Below are 24,965 nucleotides of genomic sequence, written 5' to 3'. Positions count from 1 at the left end.
ACGGGAGCAGGCGGCAGGTCGCTCGCGGTCAGGCGATCGGCGACAGGATCTTGAGGGCGGCGGCGTGGACGCCGGGGGCGGCGGCCAGGAAGTCCCGGCCGGCCGTGCTCCACGGGTCGCCCGCCAGGTCGGTGACGGTTCCTCCGGCCTCGGCGACCAGCAAGGCACCGGCGACCAGGCCGGAGCGGACGTCGGAGAACTGCCAGAACGCGTCCATGCGTCCGGCGGCGACGTGGATGAGCTGCATCGTGGCGGGAACGGACACCCGTACGACGAGTCCGCCGGTGAGCATGGCGGTGACCGAGTCGCCGATCCGCCGGAAGGTGCGCATGTCCTCGCCGGGTCTGGCCTGACCGGTGCCGACGAGTGCCGCGCCCAGGTCGGTCCTGGCGGACACCTTCAGGGGCCGGTCGTTCAGGCGGGCCCCGCCGCCGGCGACCGCGGTGTAGGTGTCGCCGGTCAGCGGCAGGTGGACGACGGTGAGCACCGGCTGGTTGTCGCGGACCAGGGTGGCGGTGACGGCCCAGTCCGGCATGCCGTGGACGTGGTTGATGTTGCCCTCGGCGGGGTCGACGACCCACCACTCCCCGGGCGGGAGCGCGCCACCGGCCAGCTCGTCCTCGGCCCACTGCGATCCGTGCCGGGCCCGCAGCAGCGGTTGCCGCAGCATGTCCAGCACCGCGTCGTCGTTGGCGTGGATCTCGTGCACGACCTCGTCCAGGCTCACGCCCCGGGCGTGCGGCGTGTAGCGGTCGAGCAGCGTGCGGCCGGCGGTCCGCACCGCGGCTGTCACGTCGGACATGAGCGTCGTGCCGGCGTCGAAAGGCATGGCTGTGCTCACGGCGTGGCTCCCTGGGATTCGGTCGGCTGCGGGGCGGCTCGTCCGCGCCCGCATCTCGAAGGTAGGCCGCCCGATGATTAACAACAAGTGCATGCTTTTCACTCGTAGAGTTACTCTCATGCAACTGGATCTGAACCTGCTCACGGCCCTGGACGCGCTCCTGGAAGAGGGCAGTGTCGCCGGCGCCGCGGCCCGCCTCCACGTCACCGCACCGGCGATGAGCCGCTCCCTGGGCCGCATCCGCAAGGCCACCGGTGACCAGATCCTGGTCCGCACCGGCCGCAGCATGGTCCCCACCCCCCGCGCGCTGGCCATCCGCGCCCAGGTCCACGCCCTCGTACAGCAGGCACACCAACTCCTGTCCGCACACCGGGAACTCGACCTGGCGGCTCTGGAGCGGGTGTTCACCGTGCGCTGGCACGACGCCCTGACCACCGCCTGCGGCACGGCCCTCGTCACCGCCGTCCACCGCCAGGCCCCCGGCGTCCAGCTGCGCCTGACCGCCGAGTCCGGCACGGACACCCCCGAGCTACGACGGGGGGAGGTCGACCTCGAATCCAGCTCCGGCCGGCCGACGCTCCCCGACATCCGCCACCGCTTCGTCGGCCGCGATCAGCTCGTCGTCGCCGTCCGGCCCGGCCACCCGCTCGCCGAGGGCCCGCTGAGCGTCGAGCGCTACGCCGCCGCCGAACACCTCACCGTCTCGCGGCGCGGACGACTGCGCGACCCGGTCGACGACGCCCTGACCGCGTGCGGGCGCGAACGCCGCGTCGTCGCCACCGGCCCCACCCTCGCCTTCGCGCTGGACCTCGCCCCCGACACGGACCTGGTGCTCACCCTCCCGGACGCGGTCACCCGTGCGGCCCGGGACCGACTGGGGCTGCTCACCCTGCCCCTGCCGCTCCAGATGCCGGCCATCCCGCTGTACCTGCTGTGGCACCAGCGCCACGACGACGACCGCGCCCACACCTGGCTACGCGACCTGGCCACCGAAACCGTCCGGGCACTGTTCACGCCACCGCACGCCTCGCAACAGGACGCCGCTCCCTGAACCGGGCAGCGACGACCGGCACCTGCGGGCCGGGCAGGGTCTCGGGGGACCCTCAGCCCGCGATCGGCGGCCCGGCGTCCTCGGACGCCTGCCACTCCTCGAGCGTCACCACGTCCTTGAGGAACCCCCGCACCCCGAGGAACTGCGACAGATGTCCGCGGTGCTCGTCGCAGGCGAGCCACGTCTTGCGGCGCTCCGGGGTGTGGATCTTCGGGTTGTTCCACGCCAGCACCCACACGGCGTCGGTGCGGCAGCCCTTGGCGGAGCAGATCGGGGTCTCGTCACTCACGGGTTCGTCTCACGGAAACGGGGGGAACAAGGCGACGCCGAGCAGCCACGGGGGGAGCTGCCCGGCGTCGGTCTGTCGCTCCGACGGGGGATGCGGAGCGCGTACGCAGTATGTCACGGGTACCCCACCGCCCGGCACCGGAACAACAGGATTGATCTGAGGTTTTCTTGAGCTTGACACATGGCCGCGTTCCGCTTCCGCCGCGTCCGCCGCGCTCAGGCAGGACCGGGGCGCTCACCGGACATTCCGGACGGCTCCGCCTGTTCGTCCTCACTGCGTGGCGGCGGCGTGATCATCGGCCGCACGGGCGCGGTGACGAACGTCGACGGAAGCGACGGAGGCCTCTCCCGGCCCGCGTTGGCGATCACCACGGCGATGTAGGGGAGGACCCCGCCGAGCACGAGCGCGACGATGGCCACGTACCTCTCGACGTTCCACAGGGAGACCGCGAGGATCACCGAGAGGGTACGGATCGACATCGAGATCACGTACCGCCGCTGCCGGCCCCGTACGTCTTCGGCGAGTCCCGTCCGGGCCCCGGTGATCCGGAACACCTGGACGTCGTCGCCGTGCTGCTTCCGCATCACATTCCACCATCCGCCCGCTTCGGACTTCACCGGCTCGCGCCGCCGTCCACACCCGGCGGGGAAACCGGAGGGCTACCGGGCCGGGGCACTGTCAACGGTACGCCGCGCCCGCGTCGTCCACGAGACCGGGTCCCGCGCAACCTGCGGTGATGCCCGCCGCCCCCGCCGCGTACGGGGGAACCCGGCAGGCGCCGGACGGCGCACGGCAGCACACTGACCGTAATGCTCACGTCGAGCCGTACGAGGAGGCAGCCATGGGCTGGTTGTGGGCCATCATCGTGGGATTCGTGCTGGGCCTGATCGCCAAGGCGGTGATCCCGGGCAAGCAGCACAGCCCCCTGTGGCTGACCACCATCTGCGGCGTGCTGGGAGCCATCGTGGGCAACGCCGTCGCCCGCGCGCTCGGCGTGGCCGCGACCCCCGGCATCGACTGGAGCCGGCACGCCTTCCAGCTGGTGGCCGCGATCATCATCGTCGCCGCGGTGGACGCCCTGTACATGGCGACACTGGGCAAGCGGAAGCAGCGGCGCGCCTGACCCCGCACCGCGGGAGGGGCACGGGGGCGCACCGGCCACCACCACGAGGCGGACGCTCGCACGCACGTCGCACCCCCACGCCCCTACGGCGTCTCAGGCGCCGGTGACCTCCACCGCGGCCAGGTTCTTCTTCCCCCGCCGCAGCACCAGCCACCGCCCGTGCAGCAGCGCGTCGGTCCCCGGGACGAAGTCCTCGGCGGCGACCTTCACGTTGTTCACGTAGGCCCCGCCCTCCTTCACGGTCCGCCGGGCGGCGGACTTGCTGCCCACGAGACCGACCTCGGCGAACAGGTCGACCACCGCGGCCGGCTCGGCGACCTGGATGTGCGGCACCTCGGACAGCGCCGCGGCCAGCGTCCTCTCGTCCAGTTCCGCCAGCTCGCCCTGGCCGAACAGCGCCCTCGACGCGGCGATCACCGCGGCCGTCTGGCCGGCGCCGTGCACCAGCGTCGTCAGCTCCTCGGCGAGCGCGCGCTGCGCCGCGCGGGCCTGCGGACGCTCCTCGGTCTGCCGCTCCAGCTCCTCGATCTCCGCACGGGAGCGGAAGCTGAAGATGCGCAGGAACTTGGAGACGTCCCGGTCGTCCGCGTTGACCCAGAACTGGTAGAACGCGTACGGCGTGGTCATCTCGGGGTCGAGCCACACCGTGCCGGACTCGGTCTTGCCGAACTTGGTGCCGTCCGCCTTGGTGATCAGCGGGGTGCCCAGCGCGTGCACCGCGGCGCCCGGCTCGACCCGGTGGATCAGGTCCGTGCCGGAGGTGAGGTTGCCCCACTGGTCGCTGCCGCCGGTCTGGAGCGTGCAGCCGTGCCGCCGGTAGAGCTCCAGGAAGTCCATGCCCTGGAGGATCTGGTAGCTGAACTCGGTGTAGCTGATGCCCGCGTCGGAGTTGAGCCGCCGGGAGACGGCCTCCTTGGCGATCATCTTGTTGACCCGGAAGTGCTTGCCGATGTCCCGCAGGAACTCGATGGCCGACATGCCCTGGGTCCAGTCGAGGTTGTTGACCATGACCGCGGCGTTCGGCCCGTCGAAGTGGAGCAGCGGCTCGATCTGGGCGCGCAGCCGCTCCACCCACCCGGCCACGACCTCCGGCGCGTTCAGCGTGCGCTCGGCCGTGGGCTTCGGGTCACCGATGAGACCCGTGGCGCCCCCGACCAGCGCCAGCGGACGGTTTCCCGCCTCCTGGATGCGGCGCATCGTGAGGATCTGCACGAGGTTGCCGAGGTGGAGACTGGGCGCGGTCGGGTCGAAGCCGCAATAGAACGTGACGGGACCGTCCGCGAACGCCTTGCGCAGTGCGTCCTCGTCGGTGGAGAGGGCGATGAGCCCCCGCCACTTCAGTTCGTCGACGATGTCCGTCACGGTTCTCGTGTCTCCTCGAAGATGTCCGGGCAGTCGGGTGACAGCCGCCTACGAGGTTATACGCCCTGACTGACAGAGCTCATGTTGAAATCGGGGACGCGCAGCGCGGGCATCGCGGTCCGCGTGAACCAGTCGCTCCACTCGCGCGGCAGCGTCTTCTCGGTCCGGCCGGCCTCCGTGGCCCGGCCGAGCAGGTCCACCGGCGACTCGTTGAACCGGAAGTTGTTGACCTGCCCGGTCACCTCGCCGTTCTCCACGAGGTAGACGCCGTCCCGGGTCAGGCCGGTCAGCAGCAGCGTCGCCGGGTCGACCTCCCGGATGTACCACAGGCAGGTCAGCAGCAGGCCGGGCCCCCGCGTGTCCGCGACCATCTCCTCCAGGGAGCGGTCCCGCCCGCCGTCCAGGACCAGGTTCCCGAGCGCCGGGGCGACGGGCAGCCCGGTCAGGTCCGCGGTGTGCCGGGTGGTGGTCAGCCGCGTGAGCACACCGTCGCTGATCCACTCGGTGGGGCGGGCCGGCAGCCCGTTGTCGAACACGGAGCGGTCGCCGCCGGAGGAGTGCGCGACCACGAAGGGCGAGCACTCCAGGCCCGGCTCGTGCGGGTCACTGCGCAGGGTCAGCGGCAGCGCGCTCAGCTTCTCGCCGACCCGCGTGCCCCCGCCGGGCCTGGAGAACACCGTCCGCCCCTCGGCCGCGTCCCGGCCCGACGCCGACCACAGCTGGTAGATCAGCAGATCCGCGACCGCGGTCGGCGGCAGCAGGGTCTCGTACCGGCCCGCGGGCAGTTCGACCCGCCGCTCGGCCCAGCCGAGCCGTACGGCCAGCTCGGCGTCCAGCGCCCCGGGGTCGACGTCCTCGAAGTCCCGGGTGGACCGGCCGGCCCAGGCCGAGCGGGTACGGTCCGGCGACTTGGCGTTCATCTCCAGCGTGCCGCTGGGCTGGTCGTGCCGCAGCCGCAGCCCGGTGGACGTGCCGAGGTACGTCGACACCAGCTCGTGGCTGGCGAAGCCGTACAGCTCGCGGCCGCCCGCACGCGCGCGTGCGAACGCCTCGCCGAGCGCCGGGGCGAAGCCGGAGAACACGGCGGAGGAGGTCTCCGCGGGCGCGTCCGTGAAGTCCGGGGACTGCGGCACCCCGCCGACCAGCGGCTGCGCGTCCTCGGCGGGCCCGGCACCGCACGCGGCGGCCTCCGCCGCCCGTACCAGCGGCTCCAGCTCCTCGGGGGTGACCGCCGAGCGGGACACGACACCGGAGGCGGTGCCCTCCCGGCCGTTCACGGTCGCGATCACGGTGAGCGTACGGCCCCGCGTGACCCCGTTGGTGGTGAGCGCGTTTCCCGCCCAGCGCAGGTTGGCGGTGGAGTGCTCGTCGGCGATGACGACACAGCCGTCGGCGCGGGACAGCGCCAGGGCCTGCTCGACGATCTCGTGCGGCTTGGTGGTGCGGGCGCTCATCGACCGGCCTCCTGCGTCGTGTTGAGGATGTTCACTGCCCGGAACAGTGCGGAGGGGCAGCCGTGGGAGACGGCGGCCACCTGGCCCGGCTGGGCCTTGCCGCAGTTGAAGGCACCACCGAGGACGTACGTCTGCGGGCCGCCCACGGCGGCCATGGACCCCCAGAAGTCGGTGGTCGTCGCCTGGTAGGCGACGTCCTTCAGCTGCCCGGTGATCCGCCCGTTCTCGATCCGGAAGAAGCGCTGCCCGGTGAACTGGAAGTTGTACCGCTGCATGTCGATCGACCAGGACCGGTCGCCGACCACGTAGATGCCCCGGTCGACGCCCCCGATCAGGTCCTCCGTGGACAGACCGGCCGGGTCCGGCCGCAGCGACACGTTGGCCATGCGCTGCACCGGCACATGGCCGGGCGAGTCGGCGAAGGCGCACCCGTTGGACCGCTCGAACCCGGTCAGCCGCGCGATCCGCCGGTCGAGCTGGTAGCCCACCAGCGTGCCGTCCCTCACCAGGTCCCAGGACTGCGCCTCGACGCCCTCGTCGTCGAAGCCGACGGTCGCCAGGCCGTGCTCGGCGGTGCGGTCGCCGGTGACGTTCATCAGCTCGGAGCCGTACCTGAGCTTGCCGAGCTGGTCGAAGGTGGCGAAGGAGGTGCCGGCGTAGGCGGCCTCGTAACCGAGGGCGCGGTCCAGCTCGGTGGCGTGGCCGATGGATTCGTGGATGGTCAGCCACAGGTTGGACGGGTCGACCACCAGGTCGTACAGGCCGGGCTCCACGCTCGGTGCCCGCATCTTCTCGGCCAGCAGCCCGGGCATCCGCTCCAGCTCGGCGTCCCAGTCCCAGCCGGTGCCGGTCAGGTACTCCCAGCCGCGGCCCGCCGGGGGCGCGAGGGTGCGCATGGAGTCGAACTCGCCGCTCGACTCGTCGACCGAGACGGCCGTCAGCTCGGGGTGCAGCCGCACCCGCTGCTGGGTCGTGACGGTCCCGGCGGTGTCGGCGTAGAACTTGTTCTCGTGCACGGTGAGCAGTGAGGCGTCGACATGGTCGACGCCGTTCGCGGCCAGCAGCCGCCCGCTCCACTCGGCCAGCAGCGCGGCCTTCTCCTCGTCCGGCACCGAGAAGGGGTCGATCTCGTACGACGAGATCCACGTCCGGTCGGCGTGCACCGGCTCGTCGGCCAGCTCGACCCGCTCCTTCGACCCGGCCGCCCTGATCACCTGTGCCGAGAGCCTGGCCATCGCGACCGCCTGGGAGGCGACGCGCGCGGCGGCGTCCATGGTCAGGTCCACTCCGGAGGCGAAGCCCCACGTACCCCCGTGCACCACCCGGACCGCGTACCCGAGGTCGGTGGTGTCGGACGTCCCGGCGGGCCTGGCGTCCCGCAGCCGCCAGGACGCGCTGCGCACCCGCTCGAACCGGAAGTCCGCGTGCTCGGCCCCCAGCGCACGCGCGCGGGCCAGCGCGGCGTCGGCGAGGGCCCGTAGGGGAAGCGCCGTGAAGGCTTCGTCGATGGAATGAGGCACGGAGGTCTCCCTGCTGTCGTGGCCTGTCGTCCCGATCATGTCGTGCGGGCGGCCGGGTGGACCACACCTTCGGGTCGCGTACCGGCCGAATCTGTAGGGACCCGACAGCGACACTCCCGAGCCACTGTCGGTGCCCGAATGTCCCCGCGGGAATCCGGACCGATAGGTTTCTGGTGAAGCCGCCTGTCATCCAGGTGTCCGGGCGGATTGTCGGACTGCATCAGACCGCTATCGAAAGGGTGATCCGTTGAGCCGCTCGGTTCTCGTCACCGGAGGCAACCGGGGCATCGGCCTCGCCATCGCCCGCGCATTCGCCGACGCCGGCGACAAGGTCGCGATCACGTACCGCTCGGGTGAGCCGCCGGCCGCCCTGACGGAACTGGGCTGCCTGGCCGTCAAGTGCGACATCACCGACCCGGAGCAGGTGGAGCAGGCCTACAAGGAGATCGAGGAGCGGCACGGTCCGGTCGAGGTTCTGATCGCCAACGCCGGCGTCACCAAGGACCAGCTGCTGATGCGCATGTCCGAGGAGGACTTCACCTCGGTCATCGACACCAACCTCACCGGCACCTTCCGTGTCGTCAAGCGCGCCAACCGCGGCATGCTGCGCGCCAAGAAGGGCCGGGTCGTCCTGATCTCGTCCGTGGTCGGCCTCCTCGGCTCGGCGGGGCAGGCGAACTACGCCGCCTCCAAGGCCGCCCTGGTCGGCTTCGCGCGTTCCCTCGCCCGGGAGCTGGGTTCGCGCAACCTCACCTTCAACGTCGTCGCGCCCGGCTTCGTCGACACCGACATGACGAAGGCGCTCTCCGACGAGCAGCGCAAGAACATCGTCTCGCAGGTGCCGCTCGGCCGTTACGCGCAGCCGGAGGAGATCGCCGCGACGGTGCGGTTCCTCGCCTCGGACGACGCCTCGTACATCACTGGAGCCGTCATTCCCGTTGACGGCGGACTGGGAATGGGTCACTGATCACCATGAGCGGAATTCTCGAGGGCAAGCGCATCCTGGTCACGGGTGTGCTGATGGAGTCCTCCATCGCCTTCCACGTCGCCAGGCTCGCCCAGGAGCAGGGCGCCGAGATCATCCTGACCGCGTTCCCGCGGCCCACGCTGACCGAGCGCATCGCCAGGAAGCTGCCGAAGCCCGCCAAGGTCATCGAGCTGGACGTGACGAACGAGGAGCACCTCGCGCGCCTGGCCGACGTCGTCGGCGAGGAGCTGGGCGGCCTCGACGGCGTCGTGCACTCCATCGGCTTCGCCCCGCAGGACGCGCTCGGCGGCAACTTCCTCAACACGCCGTTCGAGTCGGTCGCCACCGCCATGCACGTCTCGGCGTTCTCCCTGAAGTCGCTGACCATGGCCTGCCTGCCGCTGATGCAGAACGGCGGCTCGGTCGTCGGTCTCACCTTCGACGCCCAGTACGCCTGGCCGCAGTACGACTGGATGGGCCCGGCCAAGGCCGCCCTGGAGGCCACCAGCCGCTACATGGCACGCGACCTCGGCAAGCAGAACATCCGCTGCAACCTCATCTCGGCGGGCCCGATCGGCTCCATGGCCGCCAAGTCCATCCCGGGCTTCAGCGACCTGGCCGCCGTGTGGGACACCCGCTCCCCGCTGGAGTGGGACCTCAAGGACCCCGAGCCGGCCGGCCGCGGTGTCGTCGCCCTGCTGAGCGACTGGTTCCCGAAGACCACGGGCGAGATCATCCACGTCGACGGCGGTCTGCACGCCATCGGCGCCTGACCCTCGCCGGACCTCACCGACGCCCCGTTTCCCGCCGTCACGAGCGGGGAGCGGGGCGTCACCCGTTCGGCTCACCCCCCGGGCCGCCCGGGCCGGGGCGGCGCACTGTGGACTGCACCGGTCCCCCGCAGGTCCCTCCGCAGCCGGCCGAGGAGGTCCCCTTGTGCGCCTTTCCCGCAGCCTCGCCCCGGTGACCGTGGCCCTGGCCCTCGTCCTGTCCCTGCCGTACGACGCGCTGCCGCACGCGCGCCCGAGCGACGGGAAACCGCCCGCGCCGAGTCGCTTCGGCGCCGCCTGCCGCACGGCCGTCCGCGGCTCCCGCGTGGTGGCCTACTGCCACAACCCGTACGTCGACACCGATCGCGTGCGTCTGCACATCGAGTGCGCCCGCTGGTGGGACATCGACACCGACAGCGCCCCGGTGGACGCCGGGGCCGCCCTGACCGTACGGCTCACCGGCCGGTGCTGGAAGGAGGTCCGTACCGTCTGGGTCAGCCACCAGAAGGCGCGGTGAACCGGCCCGGACGGCACAGGAACGGGTAGCTCGCGGCCTCCTCCGCCGCCGACTCCGCGTCCCCCGCGCGGATCGCGTCCAGCAGCCGCGTATGGTCCATGTGCGTCCCCGGAGTCAGCTCCGCGCCGACGTCCGCGCGCAGCCAGTCCCGCAGCACCTCGCCCAGGTCGGCGTACATCGCGGTCATCACGTCGTTGTGGGAGGCGGCCACCACGGCCAGGTGGAACGTGGTGTCGGCCGTCACGAAGGCCTCCGTATCGCCGGTCCGCCAGGCCTCCTCGCGTCGCGCCAGCAGCGCGTCCAGCTGCTTGAGGTCCTTCTCGGTGCGCCGCTCGGCGGCCAGCTTCGCGGCGGCCGACTCCAGCGTGGAACGCAGTTCGGCGATGTGGCGCGGGTCGGCGCCCGCGAACCGCCGGTGCATCACGCCGGCCAGCTCGCTCGTCGCCACGACGTACGTGCCCGAGCCCTGCCGGATGTCCAGCAGACCGTTGTGCGCCAGCGCGCGGACGGCCTCGCGGACGGTGTTGCGGGCGACCCCGAGCTGCTCGACCAGTTCCGGCTCCGTCGGGATGCGTGAGCCGACCGGCCATTCACCGGAGGTGATCTGGTTCCGCAGTGCGGCGATGACCTGTTCGGACAGCGCCGAACGACGGGGGTGGCTCAAGGGCATGGCACACCTTCGCACGCGAGGCCCGGGCCGGGACGTCCCGGGGATGGACAACCAATCATCCCATGATTCTATGATGGACCTCATGGTGAGTGAGGAAACCCGGACGGCGGACACCCGTACGGCAATGTCTGCGACCGAGCGCGGTACGGCCCCCGAGGCGCGCCCCGACGGAACGACCCCCGGCGCGCCCCGCACGCGTGGCTGGGCGGCCCGGCTGGTCGTCGTCGCCATCGTGCTCTCCGCGCTCAACCTCCGCCCGGCCATCACGAGCCTCGGCGCACTCCTGGAGGAGGTCCGCGACGGCCTCGGCATGAGCGGCAGCGTGGCCGGCCTGCTCACCTCCGTGCCCCCGCTGTGCTTCGCCGTCTTCGGCGTCGCCGCCCCCCGTCTGGCCCGCCGCTTCGGACCGGCCGCCGTGGTCTGCGCCGGCATGGCCGCCATCACCGCCGGCCTGCTCGTGCGGCCGTACGCCGGGACCACCGCCGGCTTCCTGGCCGGCAGCGCCCTCGCCCTGATGGGCATCGCCGTCAGCAACGTCCTCATGCCGGTCATCGTCAAGCGCTGGTTCCCCGACCGCGTCGGCTCCATGACCGGCCTGTACTCGATGGCCCTCGCCCTCGGTACCTCCCTCGCCGCCGCGGTCACCGTCCCCCTGACCGGTGTCCTGGGCGGCGACTGGCAGCCCGGGCTCGCCGTGTGGGCGGCCGTCGCCGCCGTCGCCGTCCTGCCCTGGCTGCCGCTCCTCCGGGACCGCGGCACGGCCCCGGCCGGGGAACACCGGCAGACGCGGCCGGAACCCGCCCGGGCCGCTCCGCTGCGGATCTCCCGCAGCCGCACCGCCTGGGCCCTCGCCGTCTTCTTCGGCCTCCAGGCCACCGCCGCCTACATCACCATGGGCTGGATGCCGCAGATCTTCCGGGACGCCGGCGTCCCGGCCGGCACCGCGGGCGTGCTCCTCGCCGTCACCATGGTGATGGGCGTGCCGCTGGCCTTCGTCATCCCGCGGGTCGCCACGCGGCTGCCCCACCAGGGGCCCATCGTGCTGGTCCTGGGCGCCTGCGGGCTCGCCGGATACGCCGGGCTGTACCTCGCCCCGGCCGGCGGCGCCTGGGCCTGGGCACTGCTCCTCGGCGTCTCCAACTGCGCCTTCCCGCTCGCACTGACGATGGTCGGCATGCGGGCCCGCAGCGGTCAGGGGGTGGCCCAGCTGTCCGCGTTCGCCCAGAGCACCGGTTACCTGATCTCGATCCCCGGCCCGCTGCTGGTCGGCGTGCTCTACCAGCGGAGCGGCGGCTGGGGCCTGCCGATCGCCCTGATGGCGGGCCTCATGCTGCCGCAGATGGTGGTGGGCTTCCTGGCGGGCCGCGACCGTACGGTGGAGGAGGAGGCGGCGCGCTGACCCGCCCGGGCGCCCCGGCGGCCGGATCCGGGGGACAAGGTGCGAGACTGGGCGCATGCAGCCTGTGCTCGACCCGAACCCGCAGAACGGCCAGAAGAAGATGCTGCTCGTCTTCGGCTCGTTCTTCGCCATCTTCGTGATCATCGCCATCATCGCGATCATCGCGTCTCCCTGAACGACCGCCCCGCCCCACCCCACGGGACGGCCACGGCTCCCGCCGGACGGCCGCCCCGCCCGCAGCCGCTTTCCGCGGCGGACGGTGGGGCTGGCACCACCATCCCCTAGGGGGCCAGGGTCAGGGTGAACTGGGTGGAATTCCGGATGGGTTGGACGCCCCGGATTCCGTAGCTTCGAGAGGTGACCGCACCCGGCGGTGACGGACCCGCTCGAGGACTCACGGAGGCGATCATGCCGACCCGCACCCACTCCCGGCCCCACCCGGCGACCCCGGGCGGCGTCGGCATGAAGCTGCCCTGGTGGTCGCTCGCCCTGCCCGCCCTCGCGTTCCTCGCCCTGCTGGCGCTGATACTGAACCCGTCGGACGCCCACGCGGCCGGCGGCGCCCCGGCCACAGCGCGCCTCCTGGAGCACGCCCACCGGCTCCTCGCGCGCTGACAGGGCCCCTCACGCGGTGAATCCGCATGTCAACTCCCTGAGCCGGGTGGCCTGTTTCATGCGAAGCTGGATTCCATGAGCGTCGCAGAACCCCGCAGGATCGCCCTCTTCCGGCACGCGAAGGCCGACTGGCCCCAGGTCTCCGATCATGAGCGCCCGCTCGCCGAGCGGGGCCGCCAGGACGCCGCAGTCGCCGGACGCAAGCTGGCCGACACCGGCATCACCTTCGACCTGGCCCTGTGCTCCACGGCCACCCGGACCCGCGAGACCTGGAAGCTCGCCGTCCACGAGCTGTCGCACCGGCCGAGGACGGTCTACGAGGAGCGGGTCTACGACGCCTCGCCCGGTGAGCTGATCGCCGTGCTGGACGAGATCCCGGACGACGTGCGGAACGTGGTCCTGATCGGCCACAACCCGGGCGTCCACGGTCTGGCCGAGGTCCTGGCCGGCTCGGCCGAGGGCGACGCCCGCGAACGGATGGACCGCCGTGGCTTCCCCGCCGCCGGGTTCGCCCTGCTGACCTTCGACGGCCCCTGGAAGAGCGTGGAGCCGGGCGTGGCCACTCTCACGGACTACTGGGCGCCCTCCGAGTGATCCCGGCCGGTGCACCCCGGCGGGTGACCTCCGGCTGACCGGGTGCGCCGCAGGGTCCGGCATCACGCCGGGTGCCGGACCCTCCGGCGCACCCGCCCGGGGACCCGGGGCTCACTCCTCGTCGTGGGTGTCCGCCGCCTCGACCTCGTCGCGGGTGATGCCGAGGAGATACAGGACCGTGTCGAGGAAGGGGAAGTTCACCGCCGTGTGCGCGGCCTCGCGCACCACCGGCTTGGCGTTGAAGGCCACGCCCAGCCCCGCCGCGTTCAGCATGTCCAGGTCGTTGGCGCCGTCACCGATCGCCACGGTCTGCGACAGCGGCACCCCGGCCTCGGCCGCGAACCGGCGCAGCAGCCGCGCCTTGCCCGCCCGGTCCACGATCTCGCCGACGACCCGGCCGGTCAGCTTCCCGTCGACGATCTCCAGCGTGTTGGCCTGCGCGAAGTCCAGCCCGAGCCGCTCCTTCAGGTCGTCCGTGACCTGGGTGAAGCCGCCGGAGACCACGCCGACCTGGTAGCCGAGCCGCTTCAGGGTGCGGATCAGCGTGCGCGCGCCCGGCGTCAGCCGGACCTCGTCGCGCACCTTCTCCACCACCGACGCGTCCAGCCCCTCCAGCAGCGCCACGCGCGCGTGCAGCGACTGCTCGAAGTCCAGCTCCCCGCGCATCGCCGCCGCGGTCACCTCGGCGACCTGGTCCTCGCAGCCCGCGTGGGCGGCGAACAGCTCGATGACCTCGTCCTGGATCAGGGTCGAGTCCACGTCCATGACCACCAGCCGCTGGGCCCGCCGGTGCAGACCCGCCGAGACGACCGCTATGTCGACGCCCAGTGCCGCCGCATCGGAGACCAGGGCCGTGCGCAGCGGCTCGGTCTCCACACCGGACACCGCGAACTCCACCGCCGTGACCGGGATCTTGGCGAGCCGGAAGATACGGTCGATGTTGCCACCGGCCTTCGCGATCCGCGCGGCGATCGCGGCCGTCGACTCGGCGGTCAGCGGGTGACCGAGGACGGTCACCAGGGAGCGTCCGAGGCCGCGCGGGCGGTTGTCGCCGTGCCCGGAGATGATCTCCGCCTGCATCTTCATCGACTCGGCCCAGCTGTGCACGGTGGCCCGCAGGTCACCCTCCAGGCCGGCCGGCGGCTGCGTCACCAGCGCGCACAGCACCAGGCGGCCCCGGGTGACGACCTGCTCGATGTCGACCACGTCCACGAGGTAGGCGGCAAGGGTGTCGAAGAGGCCGGCGGTGATGCCCGGCCTGTCCTTGCCGAATATCTTGACGAGGAGGGTGGGCACCTCGGGGGTCTGCGAAGCGGGGATCTGCGAAGCGCTCATGGTGTCACCACCGTATCCGGCACCCCGTGCCTCCTGCCGCCGAGGTCCGCCTGACGGACACGGAACAACAGGTGTGGGGCCGGTGTCGACCAGCTTGCCACCGAACGTCGGCGCCACCCCGCACACGCGGTACCGGCCCGGCTCCCTCCGAGGATCCCACGGCCGGCACAGGACGGCAGATCCGGGCGACGATCACCGCGCCGCTTCGTAGCCACCGGCCGGGCGGAGGCAGCGGCCCGGCGGGGGAGGAGCCGCGGGGGAGGAGCACCTCCTCGGCGTGCCCGGCTCCGCGAGCCCCCCCCGGGGCGACAGGAAAGCGAGGTGGGCGGCGAGCGACTCGACGACCAGGACCACCGTGCCCGTACGGGCGGGCAGTTCGGCCGGCGCGGTCACAACCCGGCCGCGTGCGAGGGCCGTAGGCACGACCACGGCGGCGGCAGGGCGCCACCCGGCCTCTCCCCGAGTGGCGCGAACACGACGCAGGTGCGGGCCATCCCGACGACCTGACCGAGCCGCCCACCCCGAGTGCCACAACGGCCTCCGCCTGCGCCCGGGGCCGGATCGGCGCGGAGCCGAAGCGCCCGCCGACACCCTTGGCAAGGCCCGGATTTCGGTCAGGGGGCCGAGCCTGAAATAGTTCCCCACGATGTTCGACATCCCTAGACTCCCCGCGACGGGGGCAATTCGGGGGACAACTCAGTGGGGCATGGAGTGCCGGAACTCGTACTCGAAACAAACGGACGTACCTGGACGCTCGATCCGTCCAGGACCTACACCCTCGGACGCGATCCGCAGGGAGACATAGTCTTCGACGACGCCAGGGTGTCCTGGCGGCATGCCACGGTCAGCTTCGACGGCCGCGGCTGGGCCATCGAGGACCACGGCAGCACCAACGGCACGTTCGTGCAGGGCCGACGGATCCAGCACATGGAGATCGGCCCCGGCGCGTCGCTGCACCTGGGCAACGCGACCGACGGGCCGCGGCTGAACCTGTCCGCGGCCGCCGCGCCGGCCGGCAACCCGGCCCAGCAGCCGGCGCCCTACGCGGCGGCCGGCGCACCCGGCTGGTCCCAGCAGGCGCCCGCGCACCAGCAGTCCGACCCGCACCAGGCGCCCGCGCACCAGCCGTCCGTGCCGCACCAGGCGCCCGCACACCCGCAGGGTCCCGGGCCGGAGTGGCAGCAGGCGCCCGCGTTCCCGCAGCAGCAGGGCGGCCCAGCGGAGCAGTACGCGCAGAAGACGCCCGGTGGTGGCGCGGGGGCACCGCCGGTCCACGGCGACCGCAGCCCGACCACGTTCCACCAGTTCTCCCTCGGCCGCGTGATGCGCATCGGCCGTGCCCTGGAGAACGACCTGGTCGTCTCCGACCTCCAGGTCTCCCGCAACCACGCGGAGTTCCACGCCACGCCCGACGGCCGCCTCGAGATCCGCGACCTCGGCTCGCACAACGGCACCTACGTCAACGGCCAGCCGATCGCCAAGGGCGGCAGCGCGCTGCTCGGCCCGACCGACATCGTCGGTGTCGGCCACTCCGCCTTCCGCATCGTCGGCGACCGCCTCGAGGAGTTCGTCGACACCGGTGCGGTCTCCTTCTCCGCGCGCCACCTGACCGTCACGGTCGACGGCGGCAAGCAGATCCTGAAGGACGTCTCCTTCGGCGTCCCGGAGAAGTCGCTGGTCGCGGTGATCGGCCCGTCCGGCTCCGGCAAGTCGACCCTGCTCAAGGCGCTCACCGGCTACCGGCCCGCCAACCAGGGCGAGGTCCTCTACGACAACCGGAACCTGTACAAGCAGTTCGCCGAGCTGCGCCAGCGCATCGGTCTGGTCCCGCAGGACGACATCCTGCACAAGGAACTGACCGTCAGGAAGGCCCTGAAGTACGCGGCCAAGCTGCGCTTCCCGGCCGACACCACCGCGCAGGAGCGCAACGCCCGCATCGACGAGGTGCTGGGCGAGCTGAAGCTCGACATCCACAAGGACAAGAAGGTCACCTCGCTCTCCGGTGGCCAGCGCAAGCGGGTGTCGGTGGCCCTGGAGCTGCTCACCAAGCCGTCGCTGATCTTCCTGGACGAGCCGACCTCCGGTCTCGACCCGGGCATGGACCGTGACGTCATGCAGCTGCTGCGCGGCCTCGCCGACGACGGCCGCACGGTCCTCGTCGTCACCCACTCCGTGGCCGAGCTGGCACTGTGCGACAAGCTGCTGGTGATGGCGCCGGGCGGCGCGGTCGCCTACTTCGGTCCGCCGGAGGAGGCGCTGAACTTCTTCGGTTACGACAGCTGGGCCGACGTCTTCTCCGCCTTCGAGAACTACCGCGACTACGACTGGGCGGGCCGCTGGAAGGGCTCGCAGCACTACCAGATGTACGCGGCGGACCTCGACTCGGTCGCCCCGCAGTCCGCGTCCGTGCCGGTGCCCCAGGCCGTCAGGCCGCCCAAGCCGCAGGGCTGGGGCTCGCAGCTGATGACCCTGATCCGGCGCTATGTGTCGGTCATCGCCTCCGACAAGGGCTTCCTGGCGCTGACGGTGATCCTGCCGGCGGTCCTCGGCGCGGTCAGCCTGCTGATCGACCACAGCCGCGGTCTGCTGGTCAACGAGACGATCAACCCGAGGACCGGCGCGCACGTCCCGAACGGCACCGCCACCACCGTTCTGCTGATCCTCGCCGTCGGCGCGTGCTTCGCGGGTGCCGCGAACTCGGTCCGTGAGCTGATCAAGGAACGGGTGATCTACGAGCGGGAGCGGGCGACGGGTCTGTCCCGTTCGGCGTACCTGATGTCGAAGGTGGTCGTGCTCGGCGCCGTCACCGTGCTGCAGGGCCTGATGGTCGGCGTGATCGGCTTCGCCAGCAGGGAGATCCCCGCCGAGGGGCTCGTCCTCGGCGGCTCGACGCTGCTGGAGCTGTGCCTGCCGATCATGGCGCTGGGCTTCACCTCGATGATGGTCGGCCTGGTGATCTCCTCGCTGGTGAAGACCGCCGAGAAGACCATGCCGCTGCTCGTCATGTTCGCGATCATCCAGGTCGTCTTCACCGGCTGTCTGTTCGCGCTGCACGGCACGCTCGGCGTCAACGAGTTCTCGTACCTGATGCCGTCGCGCTGGGCGGTGGCCGCGGCCGGTACCACGCTGGACTTCAACAACATCGCCCCGAACACCGACGACCCGGGCAGTACCGACCCGCTGTGGGACCACACGGCCTCGGCCTGGGGCCTGGACATGGTCGCGCTGATCGCGCTCGGTGTGGCCTGCGGCTTCTTCGTGGCCCGCTTCCTGCGCCGCCACGAACCGGAGGTCATGCGCAAGTGACGCGCCCGTACGACACGCGCGAGCAGCCCGTGACCGTACGACGCCGAAGGGCGGCGCCCCGCAGTGGGGGTGCCGCCCTTCGGCGTCGTCACCGAGGTCCGCGCCGGCCCTCAGTACGCGCTGTTGACGTTGTCGATCGAGCCGTACTTGTCCGCCGCGTAGTTGGCGGCGGCGGTGATGTTGGCGACCGGGTCGTAGATGTTCCAGGACGTGCCGGAGACGTGGTACGCGGTGAAGGTCGGCGGGATGACCTGGAGCAGGCCCTTGGACGGGATGCCGTTGACGGCGTTCACGTCCCAGTTGTTGATGGCCTGGGGGTTGCCGGAGGACTCCCGCAGGATGTTGCGGTGCAGCCCGTTGTAGGAGCCCGGGATGCCCTTGGTCTTCATGATGTCCAGGGCCTGCCGGATCCAGCCGTCGAGGTTGTCGGCGTACGTCTTCGCGGCGACCGGCTGCATCTGCGGGCGCTGCGCGGAACGGTCGGCCGCCTGACGGGTGGCGCGCTCCTGCGCGGCCTTCCGGGCGGCGGCGGCTTCCGCGGCCTTCTTCTGCGCGGCGGCTTCCGCTGCCTTCTTCTGTGCGGCGGCGTCGGCCGCCTTCTTCGCGGCGGCCGCGTCCACGGCCTTCTTCTGCGCCGCGTACGCGTCGAGCTTGACGTTCGTGCCGGCCAGCTGGTCGGTGACCGTGCCCCTGACGTTCTTCAGGGAGGTGCCGGCAGCGACCTGCGCGGTCGTGGCGGGGGCGCCGGTGGTGACGGTCTCGGCGCTGCTGGGGACGGCCGAGAAGGCGAGGGCGGCGGCGCCGAGCGCGGCGACACCGGAAAGGGCGATCCCGTGCTGTTTCGTCAGGGCACGACTGCGGGCACGGCCGAGGATGTTCTGGGGCATGGCTGATGGACCTCTTCGATAGCGCGGAGGCCGCTCTGCGTCCGCCGGGGGCATCGGGTCCCCCCGCACGAACGCCGCGGGCGGAACCCGCGGCGCTGAGCGACGGATGCAATTCTTAGCTGGCGCAAAATCCCCAGGCAAAGGTGTGACGTACTATCCCGGGTAGTGGATCAGGGAGGGGCAAAATAGGACAGACGGGACCGTCTTTCCCGTTCATGTGGGGCGGTTCGTCTCCTATGCCCCTTCGTACGTGATGCAGGCCCTATGCGCGGGCTCACACCGCGCCTCCCGGACTCTCACGGTGCGTTGCCGCCGCAACGCTCTGGGTGAGGACTTTCGCGGCGGGAGGACGAGAGGGGCGTCGGGGCCCGGCGACGGCCGCCGGCATCAACGGATACGAGGCCTCCGGCTCGGGCAGCCCGGTCAGCGGACCGTCCACCACTCGTACCCCGCGTTCGGGCGTCCCGTGCACCCGCCGGCCCCCCGCCCGTCGTCCCCGCGGCTGGACGCCGTGCGCTCCACGCCCGGGCCCGGCGGCCTACGCCAACCGTCCTAGGTCAAGCGGACCGGGCCCGCCCGCACGGGACCGATCCGCGCTGCCGCACCCCGCCGGTACCGTGAGCACATGAGTCAAGGCCCCCGGTCCGGCCTCGCCGCGGTGAGTTCCGCGCTGCTGGCCATGAGCAGGCACCTGGAGGTACGCGACGTCCTCAAGACGATCGTCGCCTCCGCCCGTGAACTGCTCGACGCGCAGTACGCAGCCCTGGGCGTCCCCGACGACCACGGCGGCTTCGCCCAGTTCGTCGTGGACGGCGTCAGCGACGAACAGTGGCGCGCCATCGGCCCGCTCCCGCGCCAGCACGGCATCCTCGCCGCGATGCTCAGCGAGGCGAAGGCCGAGCGCCTCGCCGACGTGCGCAAGGACCCCCGCTTCGAGGGATGGCCGTCCGCCCACCCCGAGCTGGCCGACTTCCTGGGCCTGCCCATCCGCGACGGCGACGAGGTCATCGGCGCGCTCTTCCTCGCCAACAAGCTGTGCGCTCCGCCAGGACACCCGCAGCGCCCCGGACCCGAGAGCGGGTGCGGCTTCACCGAGGAGGACGAGGAACTGCTCGGCATCCTCGCCCAGCACGCCGCCATCGCCCTCACCAACGCCCGCCTCTACGAGCGCAGCCGCGAACTGACCATCGCCGAGGAACGCTCCCGGCTCGCCCACGAACTGCACGACGCGGTCAGCCAGAAACTCTTCTCCCTGCGCCTGACCGCCCAGGCCGCCGCAGCGCTCGTCGACCGCGATCCCGCCCGCGCCAAGGACGAACTGCACCAGGTCGCGGCCCTCGCCGCCGAGGCCGCCGACGAACTGCGCGCCGCCGTCGTGGAGCTGCGGCCCGCCGCACTGGACGAGGACGGCCTGGTCGCCACCCTGCGCACCCAGGTCCAGGTGCTGGACCGCGCCCACACCGCGCGCGTGACCTTCACCGGCAGCGGCTTCCGCGCCCTGCCCGCCGCCCAGGAGGAGGCCATGCTCCGGGTGGCCCAGGAGGCACTGCACAACGCCCTGCGCCACTCCGGCGCAGCCCGGGTCGACGTCAGCGTGCGGCGGCGCGGCTGCGGAGCGGTCCTGCGCGTCACCGACGACGGCGTCGGCTTCGACCCGACGTCGGTCCGCCGCGCCGGACGCCACCTCGGCCTGGTCTCGATGCGGGACCGGGCGAGCGGGGTCGGAGGCACGCTGACCGTGGAATCGGCGCCCGGAAAGGGCACCACGATCGAGATGGAGGCCCCCGGTGGGTGAACCGATCAAGGTGCTCCTCGTCGACGACCACCAGGTCGTCCGCCGGGGCCTGCGCACCTTCCTGGAGGTCCAGGAAGACATCGAGGTCGTCGGTGAGGCCGCCGACGGCGCCGAGGGAGTGGCCCGCGCCGAGGAGCTGCGGCCCGACGTCGTCCTGATGGACGTCAAGATGCCGGGCACGGACGGCATCGACGCCCTGCGCCGGCTGCGCGAACTCGACAACCCCGCGCGCGTGCTCATCGTCACCAGCTTCACCGAGCAGCGCACGGTCGTCCCGGCGCTGCGCGCGGGCGCCGCCGGGTACGTCTACAAGGACGTGGACCCCGACGCCCTCGCCGGCGCCATCCGCTCCGTGCACGCCGGGCACGTCCTGCTCCAGCCGGAGGTCGCCGAGGCCCTGCTCTCGCAGGAGGAGACCGGCACCGGTCACGGCAGGGGCAGCACGCTGACCGAGCGGGAGCGCGAGGTGCTCGGCCTGATCGCGGACGGCCGCTCCAACCGCGAGATAGCCCGCGCCCTCGTACTGTCCGAGAAGACCGTCAAGACACACGTCTCCAACATCCTGATGAAGCTCGACCTCGCCGACCGCACCCAGGCCGCGCTGTGGGCCGTACGCCACGGCATGGCCGGCTGAGACGCCCGGCCGGCACCTCACCCGACCCCGAGGTCCGACCCCGAGGTCCGCCCCCGATGTCCGCCCCCGGCACCGGCCGGGCGGCGAGGAGCCCGGCCGGCGCTCAGCGCACTCCCCGCTCCCGCTCCTCCACGACCGCGTTGTACGCCGCGACCTGCGCCCGCCGGGCCGTCCGCTCGACCGGCCGCAGCGCCTCGGCACGCGCCGCCATCTCGGCGGAGCTGACCGCACCCCCGTGCCCGTGGTCGTACGCCAGCGACACCAGCAGCCCCACCCGCTGCGCCAGCTCCAGCACCCGCACCGCGCGCGGCGGATATCCCGGCGCCAGCACCTCCCGGCCGCGCTCGGCCCGCGCCCGGTACGCGCCGATGGCCGCCTCCGCCACCGGACCCGACCCGGCGACGTCCAGCCCGGACAGCACCTCGGTCGCCTCCCGCAGCGCCTCCGCCAGCTCCCGCTCGGCCTCACCCAGCGACGGCACGTCCGCGGGCGGCGCCTCCCGCACCGGCAGCACGTGCCACACCACCTCCACGTGCACATCACCCTCCGGCCCGGCCTCGAACACCTCGGGGACCAGCCCGGCCGCCGCGCCGTGACAGATCACCGCCTCCCCGGCCTCCAGCGCACGTGCGTTGAACTCGACGGGTCCGCTCAGCCCCAGCGGATGCCCCGGCGCGGGCAGCGCCACCCGCAGCCCGGCCACCCCCAGCGCGCGCAGCCGCCCCAGCGCCAGCGTCAGCCCGACCGGCGCGGACTCACCGGGCAGTCCCTCCACCCGGTGCACCGCGTCCTCGCCCACGATGGCGAGCACGGCGTCGTCCGGAGAGACAAGTCCGGCCAGAAGGGCGTTTCCCCAAGCGGCGAGGCGTCCTGAACGCGATTCCGAGAGCATGCCCCCACCCTAAGGACCGGACCGATGGAATGGTGGCGGACGCTCGTGGCGTAGATTTCATAAGGGCTGCGCCCGCGGGCGTGGCGGACCCGAGCCACAGGCGTACGCGACAGCCGAGACCGGCGACACTGCAAGGGGAGACAACACGCTCATGAGCGATGTTCTGGAGCTTCAGGACGTATCCGTGGTCCGGGAGGGCCGGGCTCTGGTGGACCAGGTCTCCTGGTCGGTGAAGGAGGGCGAGCGCTGGGTCATCCTCGGTCCCAACGGCGCCGGCAAGACCACCCTCCTGAACGTCGCCTCCAGCTACCTCTACCCCAGCAAGGGCACCGCCACCATCCTCGGCGAGACCCTCGGCAAGCCCGGCACCGACGTCTTCGAACTGCGCCCCCGCATCGGCATGGCCGGCATCGCCATGGCGGAGAAGCTCCCCAAGCGTCAGACGGTCCTCCAGACGGTCCTCACCGCCGCCTACGGCATGACCGCCGGCTGGCAGGAGGTCTACGAGGCCGTCGACGAGCAGCGCGCCCGCGCCTTCCTCGACCGCCTCGGCATGAGCGACTACCTGGACCGCAGGTTCGGCACCCTCTCCGAGGGCGAGCGCAAGCGCACCCTGATCGCCCGCGCCCTGATGACCGACCCCGAGCTGCTCCTGCTCGACGAGCCCGCCGCCGGCCTCGACCTCGGTGGTCGCGAGGACCTCGTCCGCCGCCTCGGCCGGCTCGCCCGTGACCCCATCGCCCCCTCGATGATCATGGTCACGCACCACGTCGAGGAGATTGCCCCCGGCTTCACCCACGTCCTCATGATCCGCCAGGGCAAGGTCCTCGCCGCCGGCCCGATCGAGCTGGAACTGTCCTCCCGCAACCTCTCCCTCTGTTTCGGCCTTCCGCTTGTCGTGGAGCAGGTCGGTGAGCGCTGGACCGCCCAGGGCCTGCCCCTGTCCTGACCCGCCCCCGGGCCGGTTCCGCTCCCGTTCGCGCCCTGTCCGCCGCCCGGTCGCGGTCCTACCATGACCTTGTGAACGACATCGGCGCATGGGTGTGGTGGCTCGTCGGCGCGGCGGCGCTCGGAATCCCGCTCGTCGTCACCGCCATGCCCGAGTTCGGCATGCTCGCGGTGGGAGCCGTCGCGGCGGCGGTCGTCTCCGCCCTCGGCTTCGACGCGGTCGTCCAAGTCCTCACGTTCGTCGCCGTCTCCGTCGCCCTCATCGCGGTCGTCCGCCCCATCGCGGCCCGGCACGGCAGACAGCGTCCCCGACTCGCCACGGGGATCGAGGCATTGAAGGGCAGACAGGCCGTGGTACTGGAGCGGGTCGACGGCTCCGGTGGCCGTATCAAGCTCGCCGGCGAGATCTGGTCGGCCCGCGCGCTCGACACCGCCCGTGCCTACGAAGTGGGCCAAGAAGTGGACGTCGTGGACATCGAAGGGGCCACCGCGGTCGTCATCTGAGGACAACTCACCGAGAACGACTCACGAGTTGCGCGACGGTCTGTCAGACTCGACCAGCAAGATCCTCAACAGTCATGAGATCTGCCGAAGGCGCCGAAGCGGAGAAGGGTACGGGGAGCGACGATGGAACCGGTCATCATCGTCCTGATCATCCTGGTGGTGTTGGTTTTCATCGCCCTGATCAAGACGATCCAAGTCATCCCACAGGCCAGCGCCGCCATCGTCGAGCGCTTCGGCCGCTACACGCGGACGCTCAACGCGGGCCTCAACATCGTGGTCCCGTTCATAGACACCGTCCGCAACCGCATCGACCTGCGTGAACAGGTCGTCCCGTTCCCGCCCCAGCCGGTGATCACCCAGGACAACCTGGTCGTGAACATCGACACGGTCATCTACTACCAGGTCACCGACGCCCGGGCCGCCACCTACGAGGTCGCCAGCTACATCCAGGCGATCGAGCAGCTCACCGTCACCACGCTGCGCAACATCATCGGCGGCATGGACCTGGAGCGCACCCTGACCTCCCGCGAGGAGATCAACGCGGCCCTGCGCGGCGTCCTCGACGAGGCCACCGGCAAGTGGGGCATCCGCGTCAACCGCGTCGAGCTGAAGGCCATCGAACCACCCACCTCCATCCAGGACTCGATGGAGAAGCAGATGCGCGCCGACCGTGACAAGCGCGCGGCCATCCTCACCGCGGAGGGCACGCGCCAGGCCGCCATCCTCACCGCGGAGGGCGAGAAGCAGTCCCAGATCCTGCGCGCCGAGGGCGAGGCCAAGGCAGCCGCCCTGCGCGCGGAGGGCGAGGCCCAGGCCGTCCGCACGGTCTTCGAGGCCATCCACGCCGGCGACCCGGACCAGAAGCTCCTTTCCTACCAGTACCTCCAGATGCTCCCCAAGATCGCCGAAGGCGACGCCAACAAGCTCTGGATCGTCCCCAGCGAGATCGGTGACGCCCTCAAGGGCCTCTCCGGCGCGATGGGCAACTTCGGCCCCTTCGGCGGCGGTTCGGGCAACGGCGGCAACTCCGTCCCGCCCCAGAACACCGGCCCGGCCACGGATCGCCGCGAGAAGCCGACCATCGACTGAGCCTGCCCAGGGGGGCGTTCGGCCAGACCGAGCCCGCATCGGCCACCGGGTCACCGCCGTTGGCCCCGCGCGCTCACGGGCACCCTCCCACCGGGCGCGGTCCGGCCCACCCCAGGACCGGACCGGAATGCCCCCGGTGCGCACGGTCACCAGCCCGGCGTCGACCTGCCGGCACGACCGGTCCGGGTCAGCACACCTAGGGCCTCTCTTTTTGCAGCTGCACGCACCAGACCCCGCTCGGGTAGGCCATGCGGCGCCCGCGATCCCGGCCGGCCTGTTCCGAAAGAAAGGCCCTAGGTGTGCTGTCTCGGGACGTTGGTGACACGCGGGCTGGGTGCTTGAACAGGTGAGGGCCTTCTGGGTTCGGTGTGGATTGCGACATCTGCACCAACGCTCAGGAGGC

Annotated in this window: 26 protein-coding genes and 1 pseudogene; 16 read left to right on the top strand and 11 right to left on the bottom strand. The window is 71.8% G+C overall.

Going from position 1 to position 24,965, the window contains the following annotated elements:
* Positions 1–28: 28 nt before the first annotated feature.
* A complete protein-coding gene (locus ACF1BE_RS30765) occupies positions 29–829 on the bottom strand; it encodes an inositol monophosphatase family protein (RefSeq protein WP_392202338.1) in 801 nt (266 codons plus the stop codon).
* 130 nt (positions 830–959) lie between these two features.
* Here ACF1BE_RS30765 and ACF1BE_RS30760 point away from each other — a divergent pair, with 130 nt between their 5' ends.
* On the top strand, positions 960–1,892 hold the full coding sequence (locus ACF1BE_RS30760) for a LysR family transcriptional regulator (RefSeq protein ID WP_392202282.1): 933 nt from the start codon (positions 960–962) through the stop codon (positions 1,890–1,892).
* A gap of 52 nt (positions 1,893–1,944) precedes the next feature.
* On the opposite strand, the gene ACF1BE_RS30755 is transcribed toward ACF1BE_RS30760, so the two are convergent.
* Positions 1,945–2,181, bottom strand: a complete 237-nt coding sequence (locus tag ACF1BE_RS30755; RefSeq protein WP_392202281.1) for a hypothetical protein — start codon at positions 2,179–2,181, stop codon at positions 1,945–1,947.
* Positions 2,182–2,396: 215 nt separating this feature from the next.
* Complete coding sequence (locus tag ACF1BE_RS30750; RefSeq protein WP_392202280.1) at positions 2,397–2,765, bottom strand: DUF3099 domain-containing protein; 369 nt, start codon at positions 2,763–2,765, stop codon at positions 2,397–2,399.
* 257 nt (positions 2,766–3,022) lie between these two features.
* Between ACF1BE_RS30750 and ACF1BE_RS30745 the strand changes: the two genes are divergently transcribed.
* Positions 3,023–3,304, top strand: a complete 282-nt coding sequence (locus ACF1BE_RS30745; RefSeq protein WP_392202337.1) for a GlsB/YeaQ/YmgE family stress response membrane protein — start codon at positions 3,023–3,025, stop codon at positions 3,302–3,304.
* Positions 3,305–3,397: 93 nt separating this feature from the next.
* Here ACF1BE_RS30745 and tyrS read toward each other — a convergent pair whose 3' ends face one another.
* Genes tyrS through ACF1BE_RS30730 form a run of 3 tightly spaced genes read right to left on the bottom strand, consistent with a single transcriptional unit; the run spans position 3,398 to position 7,679 of the window.
* Positions 3,398–4,666 carry a tyrosine--tRNA ligase gene (gene tyrS / locus ACF1BE_RS30740; RefSeq protein ID WP_392202279.1) on the bottom strand — a complete coding sequence of 423 codons (1,269 nt, stop codon included), beginning with the start codon at positions 4,664–4,666 and terminating at the stop codon, positions 3,398–3,400.
* Between the two features lie 56 nt (positions 4,667–4,722).
* On the bottom strand, positions 4,723–6,120 hold the full coding sequence (locus ACF1BE_RS30735; RefSeq protein ID WP_392202278.1) for a metallopeptidase TldD-related protein: 1,398 nt from the start codon (positions 6,118–6,120) through the stop codon (positions 4,723–4,725).
* The gene (locus ACF1BE_RS30730) at positions 6,117–7,679 is read right to left on the bottom strand and encodes a TldD/PmbA family protein (protein WP_392202277.1); all 1,563 of its coding nucleotides are present in this window, start codon (positions 7,677–7,679) and stop codon (positions 6,117–6,119) included. The genes ACF1BE_RS30735 and ACF1BE_RS30730 overlap by 4 nt, the downstream gene beginning before the upstream one ends.
* Before the next feature lie 208 nt (positions 7,680–7,887).
* Between ACF1BE_RS30730 and fabG the strand changes: the two genes are divergently transcribed.
* The 3 genes from fabG to ACF1BE_RS30715 all read left to right on the top strand — a co-directional run bounded on the left by fabG (position 7,888) and on the right by ACF1BE_RS30715 (position 9,894).
* Positions 7,888–8,607 (top strand): 3-oxoacyl-[acyl-carrier-protein] reductase, encoded by a 720-nt coding sequence (gene fabG / locus ACF1BE_RS30725; protein ID WP_392202276.1) that lies wholly within the window; start codon positions 7,888–7,890, stop codon positions 8,605–8,607.
* A gap of 5 nt (positions 8,608–8,612) precedes the next feature.
* Complete coding sequence (gene fabI, locus ACF1BE_RS30720) at positions 8,613–9,380, top strand: enoyl-ACP reductase FabI (RefSeq protein ID WP_392202275.1); 768 nt, start codon at positions 8,613–8,615, stop codon at positions 9,378–9,380.
* 163 nt (positions 9,381–9,543) lie between these two features.
* The gene (locus ACF1BE_RS30715) at positions 9,544–9,894 is read left to right on the top strand and encodes a hypothetical protein (RefSeq protein ID WP_392202274.1); all 351 of its coding nucleotides are present in this window, start codon (positions 9,544–9,546) and stop codon (positions 9,892–9,894) included.
* On the opposite strand, the gene ACF1BE_RS30710 is transcribed toward ACF1BE_RS30715, so the two are convergent.
* Positions 9,872–10,564 carry a FadR/GntR family transcriptional regulator gene (locus ACF1BE_RS30710; RefSeq protein ID WP_392202273.1) on the bottom strand — a complete coding sequence of 231 codons (693 nt, stop codon included), beginning with the start codon at positions 10,562–10,564 and terminating at the stop codon, positions 9,872–9,874. The genes ACF1BE_RS30715 and ACF1BE_RS30710 overlap by 23 nt on opposite strands.
* Positions 10,565–10,688: 124 nt before the next feature.
* Between ACF1BE_RS30710 and ACF1BE_RS30705 the strand changes: the two genes are divergently transcribed.
* From ACF1BE_RS30705 to ACF1BE_RS30690, 4 genes are all read left to right on the top strand, one after another.
* Positions 10,689–11,963 carry a CynX/NimT family MFS transporter gene (locus ACF1BE_RS30705; protein ID WP_392202336.1) on the top strand — a complete coding sequence of 425 codons (1,275 nt, stop codon included), beginning with the start codon at positions 10,689–10,691 and terminating at the stop codon, positions 11,961–11,963.
* Positions 11,964–12,018: 55 nt separating this feature from the next.
* Positions 12,019–12,138, top strand: a complete 120-nt coding sequence (locus ACF1BE_RS30700) for an SGM_5486 family transporter-associated protein (protein ID WP_276209447.1) — start codon at positions 12,019–12,021, stop codon at positions 12,136–12,138.
* A 233-nt stretch (positions 12,139–12,371) separates the two neighbouring features.
* Positions 12,372–12,578 carry a hypothetical protein gene (locus tag ACF1BE_RS30695; RefSeq protein ID WP_392202272.1) on the top strand — a complete coding sequence of 69 codons (207 nt, stop codon included), beginning with the start codon at positions 12,372–12,374 and terminating at the stop codon, positions 12,576–12,578.
* Positions 12,579–12,653: 75 nt separating this feature from the next.
* On the top strand, positions 12,654–13,172 hold the full coding sequence (locus ACF1BE_RS30690; RefSeq protein WP_392202271.1) for a SixA phosphatase family protein: 519 nt from the start codon (positions 12,654–12,656) through the stop codon (positions 13,170–13,172).
* A gap of 111 nt (positions 13,173–13,283) precedes the next feature.
* On the opposite strand, the gene serB is transcribed toward ACF1BE_RS30690, so the two are convergent.
* Positions 13,284–14,507: a phosphoserine phosphatase SerB gene (gene serB / locus ACF1BE_RS30685; RefSeq protein WP_392202270.1), complete on the bottom strand. Its 1,224-nt coding sequence runs from the start codon at positions 14,505–14,507 to the stop codon at positions 13,284–13,286.
* 321 nt (positions 14,508–14,828) lie between these two features.
* On the opposite strand from serB, the gene ACF1BE_RS30680 reads away from it, so the two are divergent.
* Together ACF1BE_RS30680 and ACF1BE_RS30675 are read left to right on the top strand one after the other, a co-directional pair.
* Positions 14,829–15,014 (top strand): hypothetical protein, encoded by a 186-nt coding sequence (locus ACF1BE_RS30680; protein WP_392202269.1) that lies wholly within the window; start codon positions 14,829–14,831, stop codon positions 15,012–15,014.
* A 204-nt stretch (positions 15,015–15,218) separates the two neighbouring features.
* Positions 15,219–17,813, top strand: coding sequence for an FHA domain-containing protein (locus ACF1BE_RS30675; protein ID WP_392202268.1), 2,595 nt, complete (start codon positions 15,219–15,221; stop codon positions 17,811–17,813).
* A 110-nt stretch (positions 17,814–17,923) separates the two neighbouring features.
* Here the strand turns inward: ACF1BE_RS30675 and ACF1BE_RS30670 are convergent, their stop codons facing one another.
* Positions 17,924–18,700, bottom strand: a complete 777-nt coding sequence (locus ACF1BE_RS30670) for a transglycosylase SLT domain-containing protein (RefSeq protein WP_392202267.1) — start codon at positions 18,698–18,700, stop codon at positions 17,924–17,926.
* A gap of 274 nt (positions 18,701–18,974) precedes the next feature.
* Positions 18,975–19,220 (bottom strand): annotated as a pseudogene (locus tag ACF1BE_RS30665) (hypothetical protein); the annotation flags it as partial.
* Positions 19,221–19,325: 105 nt separating this feature from the next.
* Between ACF1BE_RS30665 and ACF1BE_RS30660 the strand changes: the two are divergent.
* Both ACF1BE_RS30660 and ACF1BE_RS30655 read left to right on the top strand, forming a co-directional pair.
* Positions 19,326–20,495, top strand: a complete 1,170-nt coding sequence (locus ACF1BE_RS30660; protein WP_392202266.1) for a GAF domain-containing sensor histidine kinase — start codon at positions 19,326–19,328, stop codon at positions 20,493–20,495.
* Positions 20,488–21,129, top strand: a complete 642-nt coding sequence (locus ACF1BE_RS30655; protein WP_392202265.1) for a response regulator — start codon at positions 20,488–20,490, stop codon at positions 21,127–21,129. The genes ACF1BE_RS30660 and ACF1BE_RS30655 overlap by 8 nt, the downstream gene beginning before the upstream one ends.
* A 103-nt stretch (positions 21,130–21,232) precedes the next feature.
* On the opposite strand, the gene ACF1BE_RS30650 is transcribed toward ACF1BE_RS30655, so the two are convergent.
* Positions 21,233–22,021 (bottom strand): hypothetical protein, encoded by a 789-nt coding sequence (locus ACF1BE_RS30650; protein WP_392202264.1) that lies wholly within the window; start codon positions 22,019–22,021, stop codon positions 21,233–21,235.
* A 151-nt stretch (positions 22,022–22,172) separates the two neighbouring features.
* Here ACF1BE_RS30650 and ACF1BE_RS30645 point away from each other — a divergent pair, with 151 nt between their 5' ends.
* The 3 genes from ACF1BE_RS30645 (at position 22,173) to ACF1BE_RS30635 (ending at position 24,562) form a co-directional block, all read left to right on the top strand.
* Entirely contained in the window at positions 22,173–22,970 is a 798-nt protein-coding gene (locus tag ACF1BE_RS30645) for an ABC transporter ATP-binding protein (protein WP_392202263.1), read from the top strand.
* Positions 22,971–23,041: 71 nt separating this feature from the next.
* The gene (locus ACF1BE_RS30640; RefSeq protein ID WP_373911042.1) at positions 23,042–23,473 is read left to right on the top strand and encodes an NfeD family protein; all 432 of its coding nucleotides are present in this window, start codon (positions 23,042–23,044) and stop codon (positions 23,471–23,473) included.
* A gap of 123 nt (positions 23,474–23,596) precedes the next feature.
* Entirely contained in the window at positions 23,597–24,562 is a 966-nt protein-coding gene (locus ACF1BE_RS30635) for an SPFH domain-containing protein (RefSeq protein ID WP_392202262.1), read from the top strand.
* Positions 24,563–24,965: the final 403 nt, after the last annotated feature.

The sequence above is a fragment of the Streptomyces sp. NPDC014991 genome, from assembly GCF_043080665.1.
Lineage (GTDB): Bacteria > Actinomycetota > Actinomycetes > Streptomycetales > Streptomycetaceae > Streptomyces.
The sequence above is the reverse complement of the archived record's forward strand: the minus strand, read 5'-3'. Positions and strand labels throughout refer to the sequence as shown.